The sequence below is a fragment of the Streptomyces sp. NPDC043176 genome, assembly GCF_056436715.1.
The window spans coordinates 42,177-58,894 of the sequence record NZ_JBWKCA010000010.1; the positions used below are offsets into that span (position 1 = coordinate 42,177).

The following is a 16,718-nucleotide window of genomic DNA, read 5'->3' on the forward strand; positions in this document are numbered from 1 at the left end:
TCTCTCGTCAACGGAATATCGGAATCCATTTACGTAACTACTCGACGATATTCCATTGTTGCTCAACGTGACCCCATCGGGGCGCGCGAACCGGACCAGGAGCCGCTACCGGGAGGAGGCGGCTCCTCGCCACGCCAGACAACCGGCACCGACGCAACCCGCGCGCGAGCCGAGCGAAGCCTTGAGCACGGTGGGGACCCGCTGGAAGGTGAGCTGATCGGCGAGCCGGTTGCGCAGCGGCTCGAGGAGGAGCTCACCCGCCTCGCTCAGCCCGCCGCCGATGACGACGGCCTCCGGCCCCAATACGGTGGTGAGCAGGGCGGCGGCGTCGGCCAGTGCCTCCACGGCCTCGGACCAGACCTTCCGTGCGTCGGGGTCGCCGTCCAGGAGCCGAGAGGCCACCTCGGCGGCCCCGTCGACGGGGGTGCCGGTGCGCCGGGTGTAGGAACGGGCCACGGCGTGGGCGGACGCGAGGGTCTCCAGGCATCCGCGGCTGCCGCACGGACAGTCCGACCCTCCCGCGCCCAGAGGGAGGTGTCCGATCTCGCCGGCCCACCCGTCACTGCTCAGGAGGTGTCCGTCGCTGATGAACGCCCCGGCGATACCGGTGCCGATGGCGATGAACAAGCTGTGCCGGACGTTCGCGGCTGCTCCGACGGCCGACTCGGCCAGTGCGCCGGCCCGCACATCGTGACCGACGGTGACCGGAAGTCCGAGGCTTTGGGTGAGGCGGTCGGCGAGCGGCTCGTCCCGCAGGCCCAGATTGGCGCTGTAGAGGACGTGGCCGCGGTCGTCGTCGACGATGCCCGGGACGACGACACCGGCGTGGCTCGTGCTGAACCCCCTGCTGAGGAGGTCGGAGGCAGCTCCGATGATCGCTCTCAGGACCGCCTCGGGGCCCAGCTGTCGTGGGGTGGGCCGACGGGTTTCGGCGACGGCTCGGTGGTCGCGGGTGAGGAGGGCACCCTTGATGGACGTTCCGCCGACGTCCAGGGCGAGGACGTGATCGGTCACGAGGCACCGGGCCTCGTCTTGGCCTGCTTGGTCAGGGCGCTCTTCTTGAGGGCCGAGATGAACCAGCGCCCGTCCTGTTGGGCGAGGCTGATGGTGCGCCGCTGGGTATAGGGGGTGTTCAGGGCCAGTCCGCTCTTCTTGAGGTAGGCGGCGTCGGCGGCCTTGAACTCGATCGTGGTCTCCATCTCGACCTGAGCGGTCGTCTTGTCGCGAGGGAAGGTGGACCGGTACCAGGCGAGGGACGTCTGTCGGGTGGCGATGTGGTTCTTCCGGAAGAGCTCCGCGAGTTTGTCCGGGTAGTGCTGGGAGGAGAGGGAGGTGGCGAAGTCCTTGTGGTAGAAGGAGAACTCGTCCTTGGTGCTGCGAGTGATCGTCTGGTGGTCACGGCTGTCGACGACTCCCGAATGCAGCACGACCGTCTTTCGAACCGTGGCGACCGTCGGGTCGTCGTCGGGCAGCTGTGCGATGGTCTTGCCGTCGGCGTCGATGACGTGCCAGAGACTCTGGCCGCTGTGGTCCGGGGCGGTGGGGCGGCCATCCGGTTTCGGTGTTTCAGGGCTCGCGCAGCCGGCCGCGAGGGCGGCGGCCGCAACCGCGAGCAGGAGGGTTCTCCGGTTCACGTGGTGCTCCTTGCGGGACGACGGTGCGGGCCGCTGGGACGGAAGACGGCCCGCACCTGTCCGGTTGGCCCCGAGGGGGACGGTTGTTGCCGCACGGTGGTGCGCCGCCGACTCCAGCCGGTTGGTCCTTGTTCTGCCCGCGGGACGGGGCGGGTGAGACCTGGGCGGGCGCCGGGTGCGGTGGGTGGTGCCCGGCCCCGGGCGGTCAGTGGAGGAGCCCGGGGCCGGGTTTCGAGGATCAGCTGACGGGGCGGAAGACCCACTGGCTGGTCCACCAGGTGGCGGGCGCGGCGCCGTGCTGGAGGGTGCCGTTCAGGCTCTCCGTGTGGGCGTAGGTGCCGGTGGAGCGGTTCTTCAACCGCCTGTAGGTGTCGACGGTCTCCTCCGTCCACTGGCTGCCGGTGTCCGACTGTGCCCTGGCGCCGTGGTGGACGGTGCCGTCGGCGGTGGTGGCGTACATGTACTCACCGGTCCACCTGTTGCGGTACCGGGTGAAGCCGTCCACCGTTTCACGCGTCCAGTGGGAGCTCCACGCGGTGGCGGGGATGGTGCCGTACTGGACGTTGCCGGTCTTGTTCTCGATGTGGAGGTGCCGGCCGGTCTGCCGGTTCTCGACCCGCTGGTACCCCTCGGGCTGGGAGGGCTCGGAGTAGCCGTCGTTGTCCTTGAAGACCCGGATGTAGTCGACGTTCCAGGTCTTGGGCCAGACATTGTTGTGCTGGCCGGAGCCGGCGTCGGTGTAGATGCCGAGGATCAGGGCCATGGCCGTGTCGGGGGCGTCGTCGATGGTCTTGTAGAGCTGGTTGTCGTAGTAGAAGTTGAGCCGGGTGGGGGTCCAGTCCATCCCGTAGACGTGGTATTCGCTGGTGGGGCTGCCGCTGGGAACCGCCGTTTCGGAGAGGTACCAGCTGCCGAGGAAGTCCGGGTCGCCCCAGCCGTACGCGGCTATTCGCCAGGTGTTCGGCTTGGAGAAGAACGTCTCGATGAAGTCGATCTCCGACTGGGCGGCAGGGCCGGTGCCCGTCCCGTTGGTTCCCACGAGCCAGAGGGCCTGGTGGCCACCGCCGCCCGCGTCGGACAGCTTCGCCCGGGTCTCGAAGTAGCCGTACTTGGTGGAGTAGCCGTTGAAGTCGGGCTCGTGGTGGTGGTTCGGCATGGCGTCGTTGAACCGGTGCCACCAGTCCTTCTCGTACGACTGGATGCTGGAGATCTTCACCGTGCTGTCGTACTGGGCGTTCCACGCCGGGGTGTCGGCGTCGAGCCGCTCGGTCAGGACGCCGTCGGCGACGGTGTAGCGCGCCTGGGCGTTCTGGGGTGTGGAGGTCCAGTGCGGCAGGTAGGACGGCAGCCACTTGCCGGTGTCGAGGGTGGTGCCCTCGAACTCCTCCTGGAAGTCCAGCGTGTAGCCGGACTTGGCGGTGGGGTTGGGCGGGAAGTCGGCGGCCTGGGCCACGCCGGCAGACAGGGTGAGCGAGACCGCCGTGATGAGCACGGCTCCGATCGGTGTGCGACATCGCCGCGCGGGTGCGGGGGCCGTTCTGACTCCCGTGGATGCAGCCATGGCTGTGCCCTTTCTGGAGGGGGGTGGGGTGATGCGACCGGCCCCGGGCGGTGGTGGGGGAGCCCGGGGCCGGGGTCCGGGTGTTCGCCGCGGGATCAGGCCTCCAGGGTCTGAACCGTGCCGGTGTGGCGCGAGCGTTCGGCGGCCCAGGCGACCAGGTGGCTCTCCAGGCTGGTCGCCGGATCGGAAAGGATGTGGGTCGGGTCGCCGGTGGCCAGGGCGTCGAGGAACGCGTCGACGAGGCGCTCGTCGCCGCCGCCGTGGCCGCTGCCGGCGTCAGGGCCTTCGATCCCGAGTACGAGGGTCTCCTCCGTGCCGGTGACGAAGTCGGTGACGGTGGCGTTCACGCCATCGCCGTCGAGGGATCCGCGGGTGCCGAAGATGCGTGTCTTCCGGTGCGTGAACGGGGTGAACGCGGTCATCGTGAACGAGGCGGTGACGCCGCCTTCGTACTCCAGGTTGACGACCTGGTGGTCGACCACGTCGTTGTCGCAGGCGTACACGCACCGCCCGTAGGGCCCGTCCCGCAGAGCCTGCTCCACACCCTCGGGGGTGCGGGCGTCGGTCACCGCGGACAGCGGCCACCGCTCACGGTCGGCATCGCCCAGGCAGCCGAGGTAGAGGCGCTTGGCCGAGTAGGGGCACTGGGACTCGACGGGGCAATCCAGGCAGTTGTCCGTGGCCCCGGCGGGCTTGTTCTCGGACCGGAAGTGCTGCAGGCCTCCGAAGGAGGACACCTTGGCGACGGGCTTCCCCACGATGAAGGAGATCCAGTCGAGGTCGTGGGAGGACTTCGCGAGCAGCATGGGACAGGCTTCCTCCTCGCGCCGCCAGTTTCCCCGCACGTAGGAATGGGCCTGGTGCCACCAGCCGACGGGTTCCAGGTGCTCGACGCTCACGATGTCGCCGAGGCGCCCGGAGTCCACGATCTGCTTGACGCCCGTGGTGTACGGCGTGTAGCGCAGCACGTGACAGACGGCCAGCATGACGCCGGAGCGGCGCACCGCGGCGGCGATGAGCCGGGTGTCCTTCTCGCTGGTCGCCATCGGCTTCTCCAGCAGGATGTGGTAGCCGAGGTCCGCGAAGTGCACCGCGGGTTGCACGTGTTCGGCGTCCTGGGTGGTGATGATGACCGCATCGGCGAGCGGTGGGTTCTCGGCGAGCTGCTGCCAGTCGTCGTAGAGCGCGGCCCGAGGATGCAGGGCGGCGGCTTCGGCCGCGCGGCGCGGCTCGGGTTCCGCGATGGCGACGATCTCGGCGCGTCCCGTGCCGGCGGCGTAGGAGGAGTAGGTGGCACCGCGGCCGCCGGCACCGATGACGATCAGACGCAGCCTGCGTTCCGTGCCAGGGGCGAGGTGGTCGGTTCGCGGGCGCAGAAGGGCTTGGCTCATGGCGTACGACCTTCGAGGGAAGAGGAGAAGGAAGAGGAGAACAGAGCGGGGTGCGGCACGGGACGGAGCGGGTCCGACCCGGGCTGGTCGCGGCGGACCGCTCAGCCCTTGACGGCGCCGGCGAGCATTCCGGCGATGAAGTGCCGCTGGAAGAAGAGGTAGACCGTGATCACGGGGGTGATCACGATCAGCGTGGCCGCGGACAGCAGGGGGACGTCGATGTTGTGCGCGCCGACGAAGAAGCCGAGGCCGGCTGGTGCGGTGCGTCCCGAGGGGTGTTGGATCAGGATCAGGGCCAGCAGGAACTGGTTCCAGGCCCAGAGGAAGTACAACAACCCCAGGGTGATCAGAGCGGGCCGCGAGCAGGGGAGGAGCACCCGCCACAGCACCGTCCACGGGCCCGCGCCGTCGACCGCCGCCGCCTCGGTCATCTCCTTGGGCAGGGCGCGGAACTGCTCGCGCATCCAGAAGGCGCCGAAAGGCATGAACAGCCCGACCAGAGCGACGATCAGCGCCACCGGAGAGTCGGTCAGACCGACAGCTCTCAGGTCGTAGTAGAGCGGGACGACCGCCGCCTCATACGGCAGTGCGAGGCCGAGCATGAGGAATCCGAAGATGAACGTGCGGCCCCGGAACTCCATGATCGCGAAGGCGTAACCGGCGAGCGAGGCACAGACCAGCGCGATCGGCACGACCCCGAGGCCCACCATGGCGCTGTTGCGCAGCAGCTGCCCGAACCCCGCGTCGGACCAGGCCCGGCCGAAGCTGTCGAAGGTGGGGTGTTCGGGCCAGCTGAGCCCGGAGACGATGGTGCCCGGGGGGTGCAGCGCGGCGAGGAGGATCCCGGCGAAGGGCACCAGGACCGCGACGCAGAACCCGGCCATCACCACGCGGCCCGTCAGGCCTTCGAAGCGGTGCTTCACGATCGCTCCTCCTTCTCCTGAGTGAGTCGGCCGATGAGGAGGACGACGACGCCGATCAGGGCGCTGAGCACCACGGCAAGGGCGCAGGCCGTGCCTACCTCCCCGTTGGTGAAGGCGAGTCGGTAGATGAGAACGCCGGGAACCATCGTGCTGTCGCCCGGACCGCCCGCGGTCGTGACGTAGACGACGTCGAAGCTCGCGAGGGCGGCGATGACGGTGATGGTCAGCGCCACGCCTATCTCGGCACGCAGGCCGGGGAGGGTGACGGCGAGGAATTCGCGGATCGGCCCGGCGCCGTCGATGCGCGCGGCTTCGTAGAGGCTGGTGTCGATCTTCTGGATGCCGGCCTGGAAGACGATCAGGCACAGGCCCAGCATGACCCAGGTGCCCACCAGGCCGACCGCTACGTAGGCCCAGGTGAAGTCGCCCAGCCAGGCCCGGGTCACCGACCCGAGCCCGACCGCGTCGAGCACTTGGTTGACGACGCCGTCGGACGCGTACATCCACTTCCACGTGACGCCGACCGCCACCAGGGGTACGACCTGTGGCAGGAAGAGGATCGTGCGGCTGACCGGGTAGCGGCGCCCGCCCCGCCCGCCGATCACGGCGGCCAGAACCAGGCCGATCGCAATCGGCAGCAGCGAGTAGAACCCGATGAAGCCCAGTGCGTGCAGCAGCGAGGAGCGCAGGGCCGGATCCGCCAGGACCGTGGCGTAGTTGCCCACGCCCGCCCAGGTCCCGGCCGTCACGCCGTCCCAGGTGAAGAACGACAGCCACATCGTATGCAGCCAGGGCAGGACGACGAAGGCGGTGTAGAGCGTCAGAGCGGGAGCGAGGTACAGGTAGGCGACCCTCTGCCTCCCGGACCGCCGGACCCCCGTGCCCAGGGGCCGGGCAGGCCCGGCATGTCGCGGTCTCGCCGCCGCGCCGCGGGGCTTGTTCGGCGTGGTGCCGGTGTCGGTCACTGGTGGCCCTTGACCCAGTCGTCCTGGAGGGCGGCCAGGTAGGCCTCGGGCGTCGTCCTGCCCGCGATGAGCTGCTGACTGTTCGAGGTGAGCGTGTCGTTCATGGTGGGCGTGCTGTTGGCGAAGAAGTTCACCAGGCCGTTGTCCGCGTTGACGGCCGTCCAGCCCTTGGCCACCTCGTTCATGACGTTGCCGTCGGCCGCCTTGACCTTGTCGCCGTGCGCCACGGGCAGGAACCCGGTGTCGAACTGGATCTTCGCCGCCTCCGGGCTGTTCATGAAGTCGAGGAACGCGGCCGCGACATCGGGGTTCTTCGCCTTGGCGGGAATCGCGTAGGCCACCGAGGTGCCGATGGCGGTGATGCCGCCGTCGCCGGTGGCGAAGGGGAAGAAGCCCGCCTTGCCCGGCATCGCCTTCTCGATGACCTGCGCGTCCCAGCTTCCGTCGAAGAGGAAGAGCCCCTTGCCCTTGGTGAAGTCCGCGACGGACGCCGGGAGGTCCTTGCCGTTGGCGTCAGAGGGCAGGTATCCCTTCTTGGCCCACTCCGCGAGGGTGCGCGCTCCGTCCCGCCCACCGCGGGACTCGATCGAGGAGCCCGGCTTGCCGTGCACCCAGGCGCTGGAGTAGCCGGCGCCGTCCGACGCGTCGGCGATCGACTGGACGACGAACGACGAATGCCCCTGGAGATTGCCCAGCTGAATGGGCAGCTGACCTGCCGCCTTGGCCTTGGCCAGGGCCGTGTCGAACTCACTTCTGTCGGTCGGAGGCTTGATGCCCAGCTTCGCCGCGATCTGCTTGTTGTAGTACACGCCCACGACGGAGAAGCCCGCCGGCGCGGCCCACTGGTGGCCGACGCCCAGCTCCTTGCCGTTGTCGCGGGCCCGCCACTGGTCGAGCTGCGTCGACGGGTAGATGCCGTGCCACTGGTACGCGTCGACGTAGGGGTCGAGGTTGCGCAGCAGGCCTGCCTTGACCGTGGTGCCGAGCTTGTTCAGCAGCGCCAGGTCCGGCGCCGTGTCGGACGACAGCTTGAGGTTGAGACTCTTGTCGTAGTCCTCGGGGCCCGTGTACTGGAAGTCCACCGTGACGTTGGGGTGCTTGGCCTCGAAGGCCTTGGCGAGAGCCTTGGTCGTGCCCGCGTTCTCGGAGCTGATCACGGTCAGCGTGACCTTGCCGGTGGGTATCGCTGTGGAGACCGGCCCCTCGTCGGCGGACTTCGTCTGCCCCCCGGGGGTGAGGCCAGAGCATGCGGTCAGGCCGGTGGCGGCGGCCACGAGCAGGGAACACGCGACCGTCATGCGGGTACGGCGACGGGATGTTGCTGCCATCGGAGCTCCTGAGGAAAGCAGGTCCAAGAGTTGGCCTGCGGTTCGTTCAAAACACGCTGATAGTTACGTCGAGGTCTCACGTAACTGCGTGATTCCGATGCTAGGAGCGTGTCGAGAGGCGGTCAAGAGGTTACGGAATACCCTTACGTAACTTGATCTCGAAAGGGTCGTCGCCGGGCCTGGCCCTCCTCCTGTCGGGCTCGGGAGGGGGTGGAGGGGTCCGTGGGGGCGGCCCCTGCGGGCGGTCGCCGGGTGAGAAGCCGGTGATCGACGTCCGGCTCGGCGGGGTGGGGCGGAGCGGGAGTCGCCGTTCGCGGACTCCTGGCGCTGACGCGGGAAGCGCGAAACGAAGGCTCTGTTGATTGATTCTGCTCGAAGAGAGCTTGAATCGAGCACTTGACGTCACCACGGCAGCCTGTTGTCATGCCCATTGCTCAACACTCCCTCTGTGAGCGAAAGGGCACACGATGCGAGATCGTTCAGCGCGCGGCGGCGGAGGGTGGCGACTCCACGCCCTCGGCCTCGCCGCGGCCATGGTCGCGGCACTTCTGTCAGTCGTCGGTCAGGCCTCGCCGGCCGCGGCCGCGACTGCCGGTGCGGCCACCGGCGTCAGCAGATCGGGCAACACGTTCACGATCAGCACGTCCACACCCGCCAAAGCCCGGGTGGTGATCGCCAGAGAGGACGTCTTCCGCATCTGGCTCTCTCCCAACGGCACCTTCGCCGACGACCCCGCCGGCACGGCCCTCGCCGTACAGACCGACTTCGGCCCCGTGACAGCCGACGTCACCGACGCCGGTGCCTATTACCGGATCACCACCGCGGCCCTCAACATCCGGGTCAACAAGTCCCCCCTGCAGCTCTCCGTGTACCGGGCGGACAACAGCACGCTGGTGTGGTCCGAGTCCCAGCCCCTGTCATGGACGAGCACGCAGACCAGTCAGCACCTCACCCAGGGCGCCGACGAGCAGTACTACGGCACCGGCCTCCGACTCGGGGAGTGGGCGCTGCGCGGCAAGACCGTCCCCGTCTCGGTCGCCAACACGTGGAAGGAGAACACCAACGCCAGCCCCGCGCCGTTCTACATGTCGACCAACGGCTACGGCGTCATGCGCAACACATGGGCGCCCGGCACCTACACCTTCGGCGCGCCCGGCACGTTCACGCACAACGAGAGCCGCTTCGACGCCTGGTACTTCGTGGGCGACTCCCTGAAGGGCGTGCTGGACGCGTACACGGACGTGAGCGGCAAGCCGTTCCTGGCGCCGATGTGGGGATTCGAGCTCGGCAACGCCGACTGCTGGAACGCCTCCAACCCGGCCTACCAGGGGGATCACAACCGGCTGCGCCACCAGACCACGCCCGACGTGGTCGGCTACGCGACGGACGCCCGGAACACGGACATGCCCTCGGGCTGGTTCCTGCCCAACGACGGCTACGGCTGCGGGTACACCAAGCCCCTCAAGAGCACGGTCGACGCGCTGAAGGCCAAGGGCTTCCGGACCGGGCTGTGGACGTCGACAGGCCTGTCCGGCATCGCCGACGAGGTCGGCACCCAGGGCACGCGCGGTGTGAAGACCGACGTCGCCTGGATCGGCAGCGGATACAAGTACGCCTTCGAGGGCGTGCAGCAGGCGGTGGACGGCATCGAGGACAACTCCGACGCCCGCCGCTACGTCTGGACCGTCGACGGCTGGGCCGGCACCCAGCGCAACGCGGTCGTGTGGACCGGCGACACCTACGGCACCTGGGACGCCATGCGGTGGCACGTCCCCGCGATCACGGGCGCGGGCCTGTCCGGCCTCAACTACGCCTCCGGCGACGTCGACGGCATCTTCGGCGGCAGCCCCAAGACGTACGTACGCGACCTCCAGTGGAAGGCGCTCACCCCGGCGTTCATGACCATGTCCGGCTGGGGCGCCACCAACCCCTCGGCCGGCTACCAGGACAAGCAGCCCTGGAGGTTCGCCGACCCGTACCTCTCCATCAACCGCAAGTACCTCAAGCTGAAGATGCGGCTCATGCCGTACCTGTACTCGGCGAGCCGGGTCGCCACCGAGACCGGGACGCCCACCGTCCGCGCCATGGTCCTGGAGTATCCGGACGACCCGGTCGCGCGCGGCAACCAGACGAGCGGCCAGTTCATGTCCGGCGACTCGCTCCTCGTGGCGCCCGTCGTCACCGACACCACGACCCGCGACGGCATCTACCTGCCCGCCGGCACCTGGACGGACTACTGGACCGGCCGCACCTACGCCGGTCCCGGCTGGCTCAACGGCTACTCCGCCCCGCTCGACACCCTGCCGCTGTTCGTCAAGGGCGGTGGCATCGTGCCGATGTGGCCGCAGATGAACCACACCGGCGAGAAGCCGGTCGACAAGCTCACCTACGACGTCTACCCACGCGGCTCCTCCACGTTCACGCTCTACGAGGACGACGGCATCACCCGCCAGTACCAGACCGGCGCGTACGCCGAACAGAAGGTCGACGTCACCGCCCCGGGCTCCGGCACCGGCGAGGTGAGCATCGCCGTCGGCGCGAGCAGCGGCACCTACCCGGGCAAACCCGCCTCCCGGGGCTACGAGTTCACCGTCCACGCGGCGGCCGCCCCCACCGGCGTCACCGTTGACGGCACCGCGCTGCCCGTCCTGACCTCCAAGGGCGCGTACGACTCCGCCGCCACCGGATGGTTCTTCGACCCCGCCGACCGGTCCGGCACCCTGTGGGTCAAGACGGGCTCGAAGTCCGGGGCCTTCACCGTCAGGGCTACGGGGGTGCAGCTGCTCCCGGCCGTGCGGGTTCCCGGCACCGGGGCGCCGATCTCCAAGGCCGGCTGGAAGATCCAGTCCGTCGACAGTCAGGAGACCTCGGCCGAGAACGGGGCCGCCGTCAACGCCGTCGACGGCAACCCGGCGACCCTGTGGCACACCGCCTACTCCGGCGGCTCCACGGCAGCCCTCCCGCACGACCTCCAGATCGATCTCGGGGCCCGCTACGAGGTGGACAGCCTGTCGTACCTCCCGCGACAGGACGGCGGGACCAACGGTCGCATCGGGGCGTACGAGGTATACGTCTCCGACTCGCCGACGAGCTGGGGCACCCCGGTCGCGACCGGCACCTTCACCGACACCGCGACCGAGAAGAGGGCCGCCTTCACCGCGAAGGCCGGCCGCTACCTGCGGCTGAGGGCCCTCACCGAGGCCGGGGACACCGGGCCGTGGACCAGCGCCGCCGAGATCTCGGCAACGGGGCGAGCCGCACCGCCGCCGGCACCGTGACCTCGATCGAGGCGCCGCCCACCCGCACCTGCGTCTCCCCGCGAAGGCGGCCACCCACTGCCTGGCCGCCGACGCGAAGCGCCTGCGCCTCCGGCCGAAGACCTCGGACGGAGGCGCGGACGCCGGGAGGGCTGTCGGGCCGACGCGGTGACTGGTTGCTCGCTCCGCCTGCCGGCAGTTCCGTCACCTGACGCTCCCGGGGCGACAGGGCGGCACCGTCACCACGGCGACCGCGCGGACGTGTGCCTCAGGACCGTCTTGTCCGAACCCGCCGTCGCGGCGGTCGAGGCCGTTGCCGTCCTCGCGGTCCCGGCACGCCAGGGCCTGCTCACCGAGGTCGTCGGCCTCGGCCCCGCGCGGCCGGACTCGCGTGCACCTGTGCCTCTCACCTCCGTGCAATAAGCAAACTGGCATTCGAATCCCATGGCCTCGGCCAGCGCGCGGGCTCGCCGGGGCGGGCCAGTACCCAAACGTGTGCGGGATGTGGGGGGACCATGGATGGGTGCGAAACCTTCCAGAGCGGGATCAGGGGGCCGAGCCGCCCGAGCCCGCCGGACGGGTCGAGGGCGTCGAGGGGACCGATCGGCGGGCGCTCGGCGAGGCCCTGATCCAGGTCTGCGCGGCCGCGGAGGCATCCGTCGGCATGCTCTACCTGCCTGATCCCACCCGGCGCGTTCTGCACCTGGCGATGACCCTCGGCCTGGCCCGTGAGTTCGCGCTGCCCTGGTCGCGGGTCCTCATGGACGATGCCATCCCGGTAGCCGACGCGGTCCGCGACGGGCAGTTCGTCTGGCTGGGCGGCCAGGAGGAGACGGCCAGGCGCTACCCGCGCCTCGGCCTCGTCCTGCCGTACGACTTCGCCCTCGCCGCAGCCCCGCTCGTCCCCGACCCGGCGCCGGAGGCAGCGGAGCCCACCGGGGCCGGGCTCGTCCTCCTGTGGCCCGGCTCCCACGCGCCCCGCCTGACCGACCGGGAACGCGACGCCGTGAACTCGGCCTGCGGCCGCCTCGCGAACCACCTGCGCCGGGCCGCCGACGCCGGCCACGCCGTCCGTCCGCCGGCGCACCCCGTCATGCTGCGACCGCTTCCCCCTCCCACGCCCGGGCCGGCCGAGGCGGCCGCCGCCATGGCCTTCATCCGCCGGCTACCCGGAGGGAACTGTGCACTCGACCTGAACGGCACCATCACCTTCATCACCGCCGAGGCGGCGGAGATGCTGGGCGCGCCCCTCTCCCGACTCCGCGGAGCCCTGCCCTGGGAAGCGTTGCCCTGGATGGACACCCCTGTCGTCGAGGACCACTACCGGGCCGCGGCGATCAGCCGGCTGCCGCGCAGCTTCACCATCGCTTCCCCGAGCGGCCGCTACCTGCGCTTCGACCTCTACCCGGACGGCACCGGGATCAGCGTTCGCATCACGCCGGTCACCGCCGACGAGTCCGTCCCGCCGCCCGCCGCGACGACGGCCGCCCCCGCGGAGCCTTCGCCCAGCCGGGCCACCGCCCTCTACCAGCTCATGCACCTGGCGGCCGCCCTCACGGAGGCGGTTCACGCCCGCGACGTCGTCGACCAGGCTGCCGACCTCCTCGTCCCCGCGCTCGGCGCCCAGGCCCTGGCCCTTTTGGTGGCCGAGGAGCAGCGTCTACGCATCGTCGGCTTCCGTGGCTACCCGGCCGAGCTCATGGCCCACTACGACGGCATCCCACTCGGCGTCCACACCGCCAGCACCCATGGCCTGCGCACGGGCGAGCCCCTGTTCTTCGCGGACGCCGGCGAACTCGCAGCCGCCTTCCCGGCCGTCGTCATCAGGGACGACATGGCAGCGTGGGCCTTCCTGCCCCTCACCGCTTCCGGCCGCCCCATCGGCACTCTCATCCTGGCCTACGCGCGTCCCCACACGTTTGTCCCCGGTGAACGGGCGATCTTGACCTCCCTCGCCGGACTCATCGCCCAAGCCCTGGACCGCGCCCGCCTCTACGACGCCACCCACCAGCTCGCTCACAGTCTGCAGACCGGCCTGCTACCGCACGCCCTGCCCGGCGTCCCGCACCTCGAAGTGGCCGCCGGCTACCTGCCGGCGGCGCACGGGCTCGACATCGGCGGCGACTTCTACGACCTCATCCGGATCGACGACACCACCGTCGCGGCCGCCGTCGGCGACGTCCAGGGCCACAACGTGAACGCCGCCGCCCTCATGGGCCAGGTCCGCACAGCCGTCCACGCCACAGCCGGCGCCTCCCCCGCGGAGGTCCTCGCCCGCACCAACCGGCTCCTGACCGACCTCGAACCCGGACTGTTCACCAGCTGCGTGTACGCCCACATCGACCTTGCAGCCCGCACCGCCCGCCTCGCCACGGCCGGCCACCCACCCCCGCTGCTGCGACGCGCCGGCGGCCCGGCCAAGATGCTGCACCTGCCGCCCGGGCTGCTCCTCGGCATCGACCCGGACGCCTCTTACACCGCTGTCGAGATCCCGTTCGAGCCGGGCACCCTGCTCACCTTGTACACCGACGGGCTGGTCGAGGTTCCCGGCGAGGACCTTGAGGACGGCATCGCGGCCATCGCCGCCCGCATCACCGCGACCCACGAACTCCACCCGGTGAGCGCTCTGGCGGACGACCTCATCGGCCACGCACGCGGCGGAGCCCCCAGTACCGACGACATCGCCCTGCTCCTGCTGCGCTTTGCCCAGGAGGGGCGGAACAAGTGACGCTGAGTGCGCTGACCAGCGTTTACTCTATCGATCTCGGTGATCGTGAGTTCGAGTCTGCCGACTCGGTCGGGCGATCTCCTGGTCGTCAGGGCATGAAAGCGGGGCCTCCCGTACAGCTCGTGGGTGTCGAATCCAGTCGAGCGACAGGAGGCCCCTGGGGTCACAGTTTTTCGTCTCCGCGATATCGCCGTCCAGCTCCGCGCCCCTGTCGTGTGTTTGCCTCGCTCACCGGTTCGGGAACGCCGGGGACCGGCCGCACGGGCTTCCGAGGTACCCCTCGGTCATGACCGACTCGGACATGACCGACGCGGAGTGGGCGGTCGTGCGCGACGCGATGCCCGTGCCCGCCTGGCTGCAGGGAAGGGGCGGGCAGCCGGAGAGCCACTGCCGCCGACAGCTGGTCGACGCTGTGCGCTACCTGGTTGCGGCGGCATTGCCTGGAGAGCGGTGCCTGCGGAGTTCCCCGCATGGGACCGCGTCTACGCCTTCTTCCGGCACCTCCACCGAAGAGGGGATGGCATAGGGGGCCCTTCGTGCTCGGGGTCGCGTCAGCCCGGTCGGGGACCGGAGGCGTCGTCGTCGGGGTTCACGCCCGTGAACGCAGAGTCGTCCTTCGTGCCGCTGGGACGCTGCGACCGGCCCCTTCGGCCGGTGTCGCGCATGCCCTTCTCCGACGAGCGGCCTCGCTTCTCGCCTCGGGTCGTGTCGCTGTGAACGGTGTCGCCGGGGACGTTCCGTTCCTCCTCCTTGGCAACCTTCCGACCCTTGCCGGGCGGGGGCGCGTGCTTCTCGGGGTGGAAGGAACGCGAAGCGCTCGGATTCTCCTGCTGTCGCGTCTCGTCCACGTCGGGTGACCATCCGTGATGCCCGGCCATACCGTCACGGCTCGGCTCGCCGCGCGAGGGCCTGGAGGACTTCGGTTTCTCGGCCATGAGCCGACCTGCCTCTCGTGCGAGAGGGATGCGTCCGCATACCTGTCGGACTTCGATTTTCCCACGGGACCCATGGCGCGTCTCCCGGACCGCGCCCTGCGGCGACCAGGCCGCCAATCGGTCGGACGCACACCTCGAACGGGTGAGGTGCGGGCTCCGCCACCCCGCTGCCCCGCTCGTGCTGCCCGATGATCGCAGGCGGTTGGTGGACCGCGGTTCCCAGGGCCGCACCGTCCCCCGCGACCCGGAAAGGCCGCCCATGCGCATCCTGCTCGTCGCCAGCAGCTTCAACAGCCTCACCCAGCGCGTCCTGGTGGAGCTGCGCGACCGCGGGCACACCGTCCCCGTGGAGGTCACCCCCGACGGGGCGGCCGTGCGCGAGGCCGTGGCGCGCCACACGCCCGATCTGGTCGTGGCGCCCATGCTGAAGGCCGTCGTGCCCCGCGACGTGTGGGCGGCGCACCGTTGCCTGATCGTGCACCCGGGGCCCGTGGGCGACCGGGGCCCGTCCTCGCTGGACCACGCGATCCACGACGGGGCCGAGGAGTGGGGCGTCACCGTCCTCCAGGCCGACGAAGAGATGGACGCGGGCGACGTCTGGGCGTCCGAGACCTTCCGCGTCCCGGAGGTCGGCAAGAGCGACCTGTACCGCAACGAGCTGTCCGACGCCGCTGTGGCCGCCGTGCTCCTCGCCGTCGAGAGGGTCGCCGCCGGGGCGACACCGCTTCCGCAGACGGGCGAGATCCGCGCCCGTCCCGCCCTCCGCCAGGAGGAGCGCCGTATCTCGTGGAACGAGGACAGCACCGAGACCGTGCTGCGCACCCTGCGGGCCGCCGACTCCCAGCCCGGCGTACCGGACCGGTTGCTCGGTGCCGAGTGGTTCCTGCACGGAGGCCACCCGGAGGACGGTATGAACGGGCGGCCCGGGGCGCTCCTTGCCACCCGGGCGGGCGCGGTGTGCCGTGCCACCGCGGACGGTGCGGTGTGGATCCCCGAGCTCCGCGCCCGCACCGGCCCCGGCAGGCCGCGCGCCTGCAAGCTCCCCGCCACCCTGGCCCTCGCCGGCCGGTTGCCGGAGCTCCCCGAACTGCCGGCCCCCGCCGACCCGGCGCCAGGCCGGCGGACCTGGTCCGACATCCGGTACCGGGAGCGGGGGCCGGTCGGCGTCCTGTCCTTCTCGTTCCCCGGCGGCGCGATGAGCACCGACCAGTGCCGCCGCCTGCTGGCCGCGTACGAGACCGCCCGCGGCCGCCCCACCTCCGTCCTGGTGCTCGGCGGGCAGCGCGACTTCTTCTCCAACGGCATCCATCTGAACGTCATCGAGGCCGCCGCCGACCCCGCCGCCGAGTCATGGGCCAACATCAACGCCATGAACGACCTGGTCGAGGCGGTTCTCACCACGACCGACCGGCTCGTCGTGAGCGCGATCGGCGGCAACGCCGCCGCCGGCGGGGTGATGCTCGCCCTCGCGGCCGACGAGGTCTGGTGCCGTTCGGGGTCGGTGCTCAATCCGCACTACCGGCGCATGGGACTGTACGGATCGGAGTACTGGACCCGCACTCTGCCCGGGAAGGTGGGCGAGGCCCTGGCCGCGCGCCTCGTGGAAGAGGCCCGGCCGGTGTCCGCGGCGGCGTCGCTCGACATGGGTCTCGTCGACCGGGTCGTCGACTGCGGACCCGGGGAGTTCGCCGCCGAGATCACCCGATTGGCCCTCCACCTGGCATCCCGTGACGGTCTCCAGCGGCGGATCGCGGCGAAGAAGGCGGAGCACGAGCGCCTGGAGTGCGTCGCTCCCCTTGCGGCCCACCGGGAGCGGGAGCTCTCCCGGATGCGGTCGATCTTCGATGATCCCGCCGCGACTTACCACGCGCGCCGCCGGGCCTTCGTCCGAAAGGAGGCCCCCGCCGAGCGGCGCTCCCGAACGGCCCAGGTGCGGGCGCGGGCGGATCGGCCGACTGTTAAGCAAGACCCAGGCCCGACATGAGGCCTTCGCCCC

Annotated in this window: 10 protein-coding genes; 3 read left to right on the plus strand and 7 right to left on the minus strand. The window is 70.4% G+C overall.

Annotated features, from left to right (window positions below; all coding sequences use genetic code 11):
- Positions 1-105: 105 nt before the first annotated feature.
- From AC067A_RS18240 to AC067A_RS18270, 7 genes are all read right to left on the minus strand, one after another.
- Entirely contained in the window at positions 106-1,014 is a 909-nt protein-coding gene (locus AC067A_RS18240; RefSeq protein ID WP_479243476.1) for an ROK family protein, read from the minus strand.
- Positions 1,011-1,634: a hypothetical protein gene (locus tag AC067A_RS18245; protein ID WP_479243477.1), complete on the minus strand. Its 624-nt coding sequence runs from the start codon at positions 1,632-1,634 to the stop codon at positions 1,011-1,013. Before AC067A_RS18245 ends, AC067A_RS18240 begins: the two co-directional genes overlap by 4 nt.
- 238 nt (positions 1,635-1,872) lie before the next feature.
- The gene (locus tag AC067A_RS18250) at positions 1,873-3,126 is read right to left on the minus strand and encodes a family 16 glycosylhydrolase (RefSeq protein ID WP_479243478.1); all 1,254 of its coding nucleotides are present in this window, start codon (positions 3,124-3,126) and stop codon (positions 1,873-1,875) included.
- A gap of 164 nt (positions 3,127-3,290) precedes the next feature.
- Positions 3,291-4,586, minus strand: coding sequence for a Gfo/Idh/MocA family protein (locus AC067A_RS18255; protein ID WP_479243479.1), 1,296 nt, complete (start codon positions 4,584-4,586; stop codon positions 3,291-3,293).
- A gap of 101 nt (positions 4,587-4,687) precedes the next feature.
- Positions 4,688-5,509 (minus strand): carbohydrate ABC transporter permease, encoded by an 822-nt coding sequence (locus AC067A_RS18260; RefSeq protein WP_479243480.1) that lies wholly within the window; start codon positions 5,507-5,509, stop codon positions 4,688-4,690.
- Complete coding sequence (locus AC067A_RS18265) at positions 5,506-6,474, minus strand: carbohydrate ABC transporter permease (protein ID WP_479243481.1); 969 nt, start codon at positions 6,472-6,474, stop codon at positions 5,506-5,508. The genes AC067A_RS18260 and AC067A_RS18265 overlap by 4 nt, the downstream gene beginning before the upstream one ends.
- Complete coding sequence (locus AC067A_RS18270; protein WP_479243482.1) at positions 6,471-7,802, minus strand: ABC transporter substrate-binding protein; 1,332 nt, start codon at positions 7,800-7,802, stop codon at positions 6,471-6,473. The genes AC067A_RS18265 and AC067A_RS18270 overlap by 4 nt, the downstream gene beginning before the upstream one ends.
- Positions 7,803-8,269: 467 nt before the next feature.
- Here AC067A_RS18270 and AC067A_RS18275 point away from each other — a divergent pair, with 467 nt between their 5' ends.
- From AC067A_RS18275 to AC067A_RS18285, 3 genes are all read left to right on the plus strand, one after another.
- Positions 8,270-11,080, plus strand: coding sequence for a TIM-barrel domain-containing protein (locus AC067A_RS18275; RefSeq protein ID WP_479243483.1), 2,811 nt, complete (start codon positions 8,270-8,272; stop codon positions 11,078-11,080).
- A 502-nt stretch (positions 11,081-11,582) separates the two neighbouring features.
- On the plus strand, positions 11,583-13,787 hold the full coding sequence (locus tag AC067A_RS18280; RefSeq protein WP_479243484.1) for a SpoIIE family protein phosphatase: 2,205 nt from the start codon (positions 11,583-11,585) through the stop codon (positions 13,785-13,787).
- 1,194 nt (positions 13,788-14,981) lie between these two features.
- Positions 14,982-16,706: a hydrogenase maturation protein gene (locus tag AC067A_RS18285; protein WP_479243485.1), complete on the plus strand. Its 1,725-nt coding sequence runs from the start codon at positions 14,982-14,984 to the stop codon at positions 16,704-16,706.
- Positions 16,707-16,718: the final 12 nt, after the last annotated feature.

Bases quoted from the DNA above. Each gene is read 5' to 3' on its own strand.
- AC067A_RS18255 (WP_479243479.1), bottom strand. From the start codon at position 4,586: ATGAGCCAAGCCCTTCTGCGCCCGCGAACCGACCACCTCGCCCCTGGC.
- AC067A_RS18270 (WP_479243482.1), bottom strand. From the start codon at position 7,802: ATGGCAGCAACATCCCGTCGCCGTACCCGCATGACGGTCGCGTGTTCC.
- AC067A_RS18275 (WP_479243483.1), top strand. From the start codon at position 8,270: ATGCGAGATCGTTCAGCGCGCGGCGGCGGAGGGTGGCGACTCCACGCC.
- AC067A_RS18285 (WP_479243485.1), top strand. From the start codon at position 14,982: ATGCGCATCCTGCTCGTCGCCAGCAGCTTCAACAGCCTCACCCAGCGC.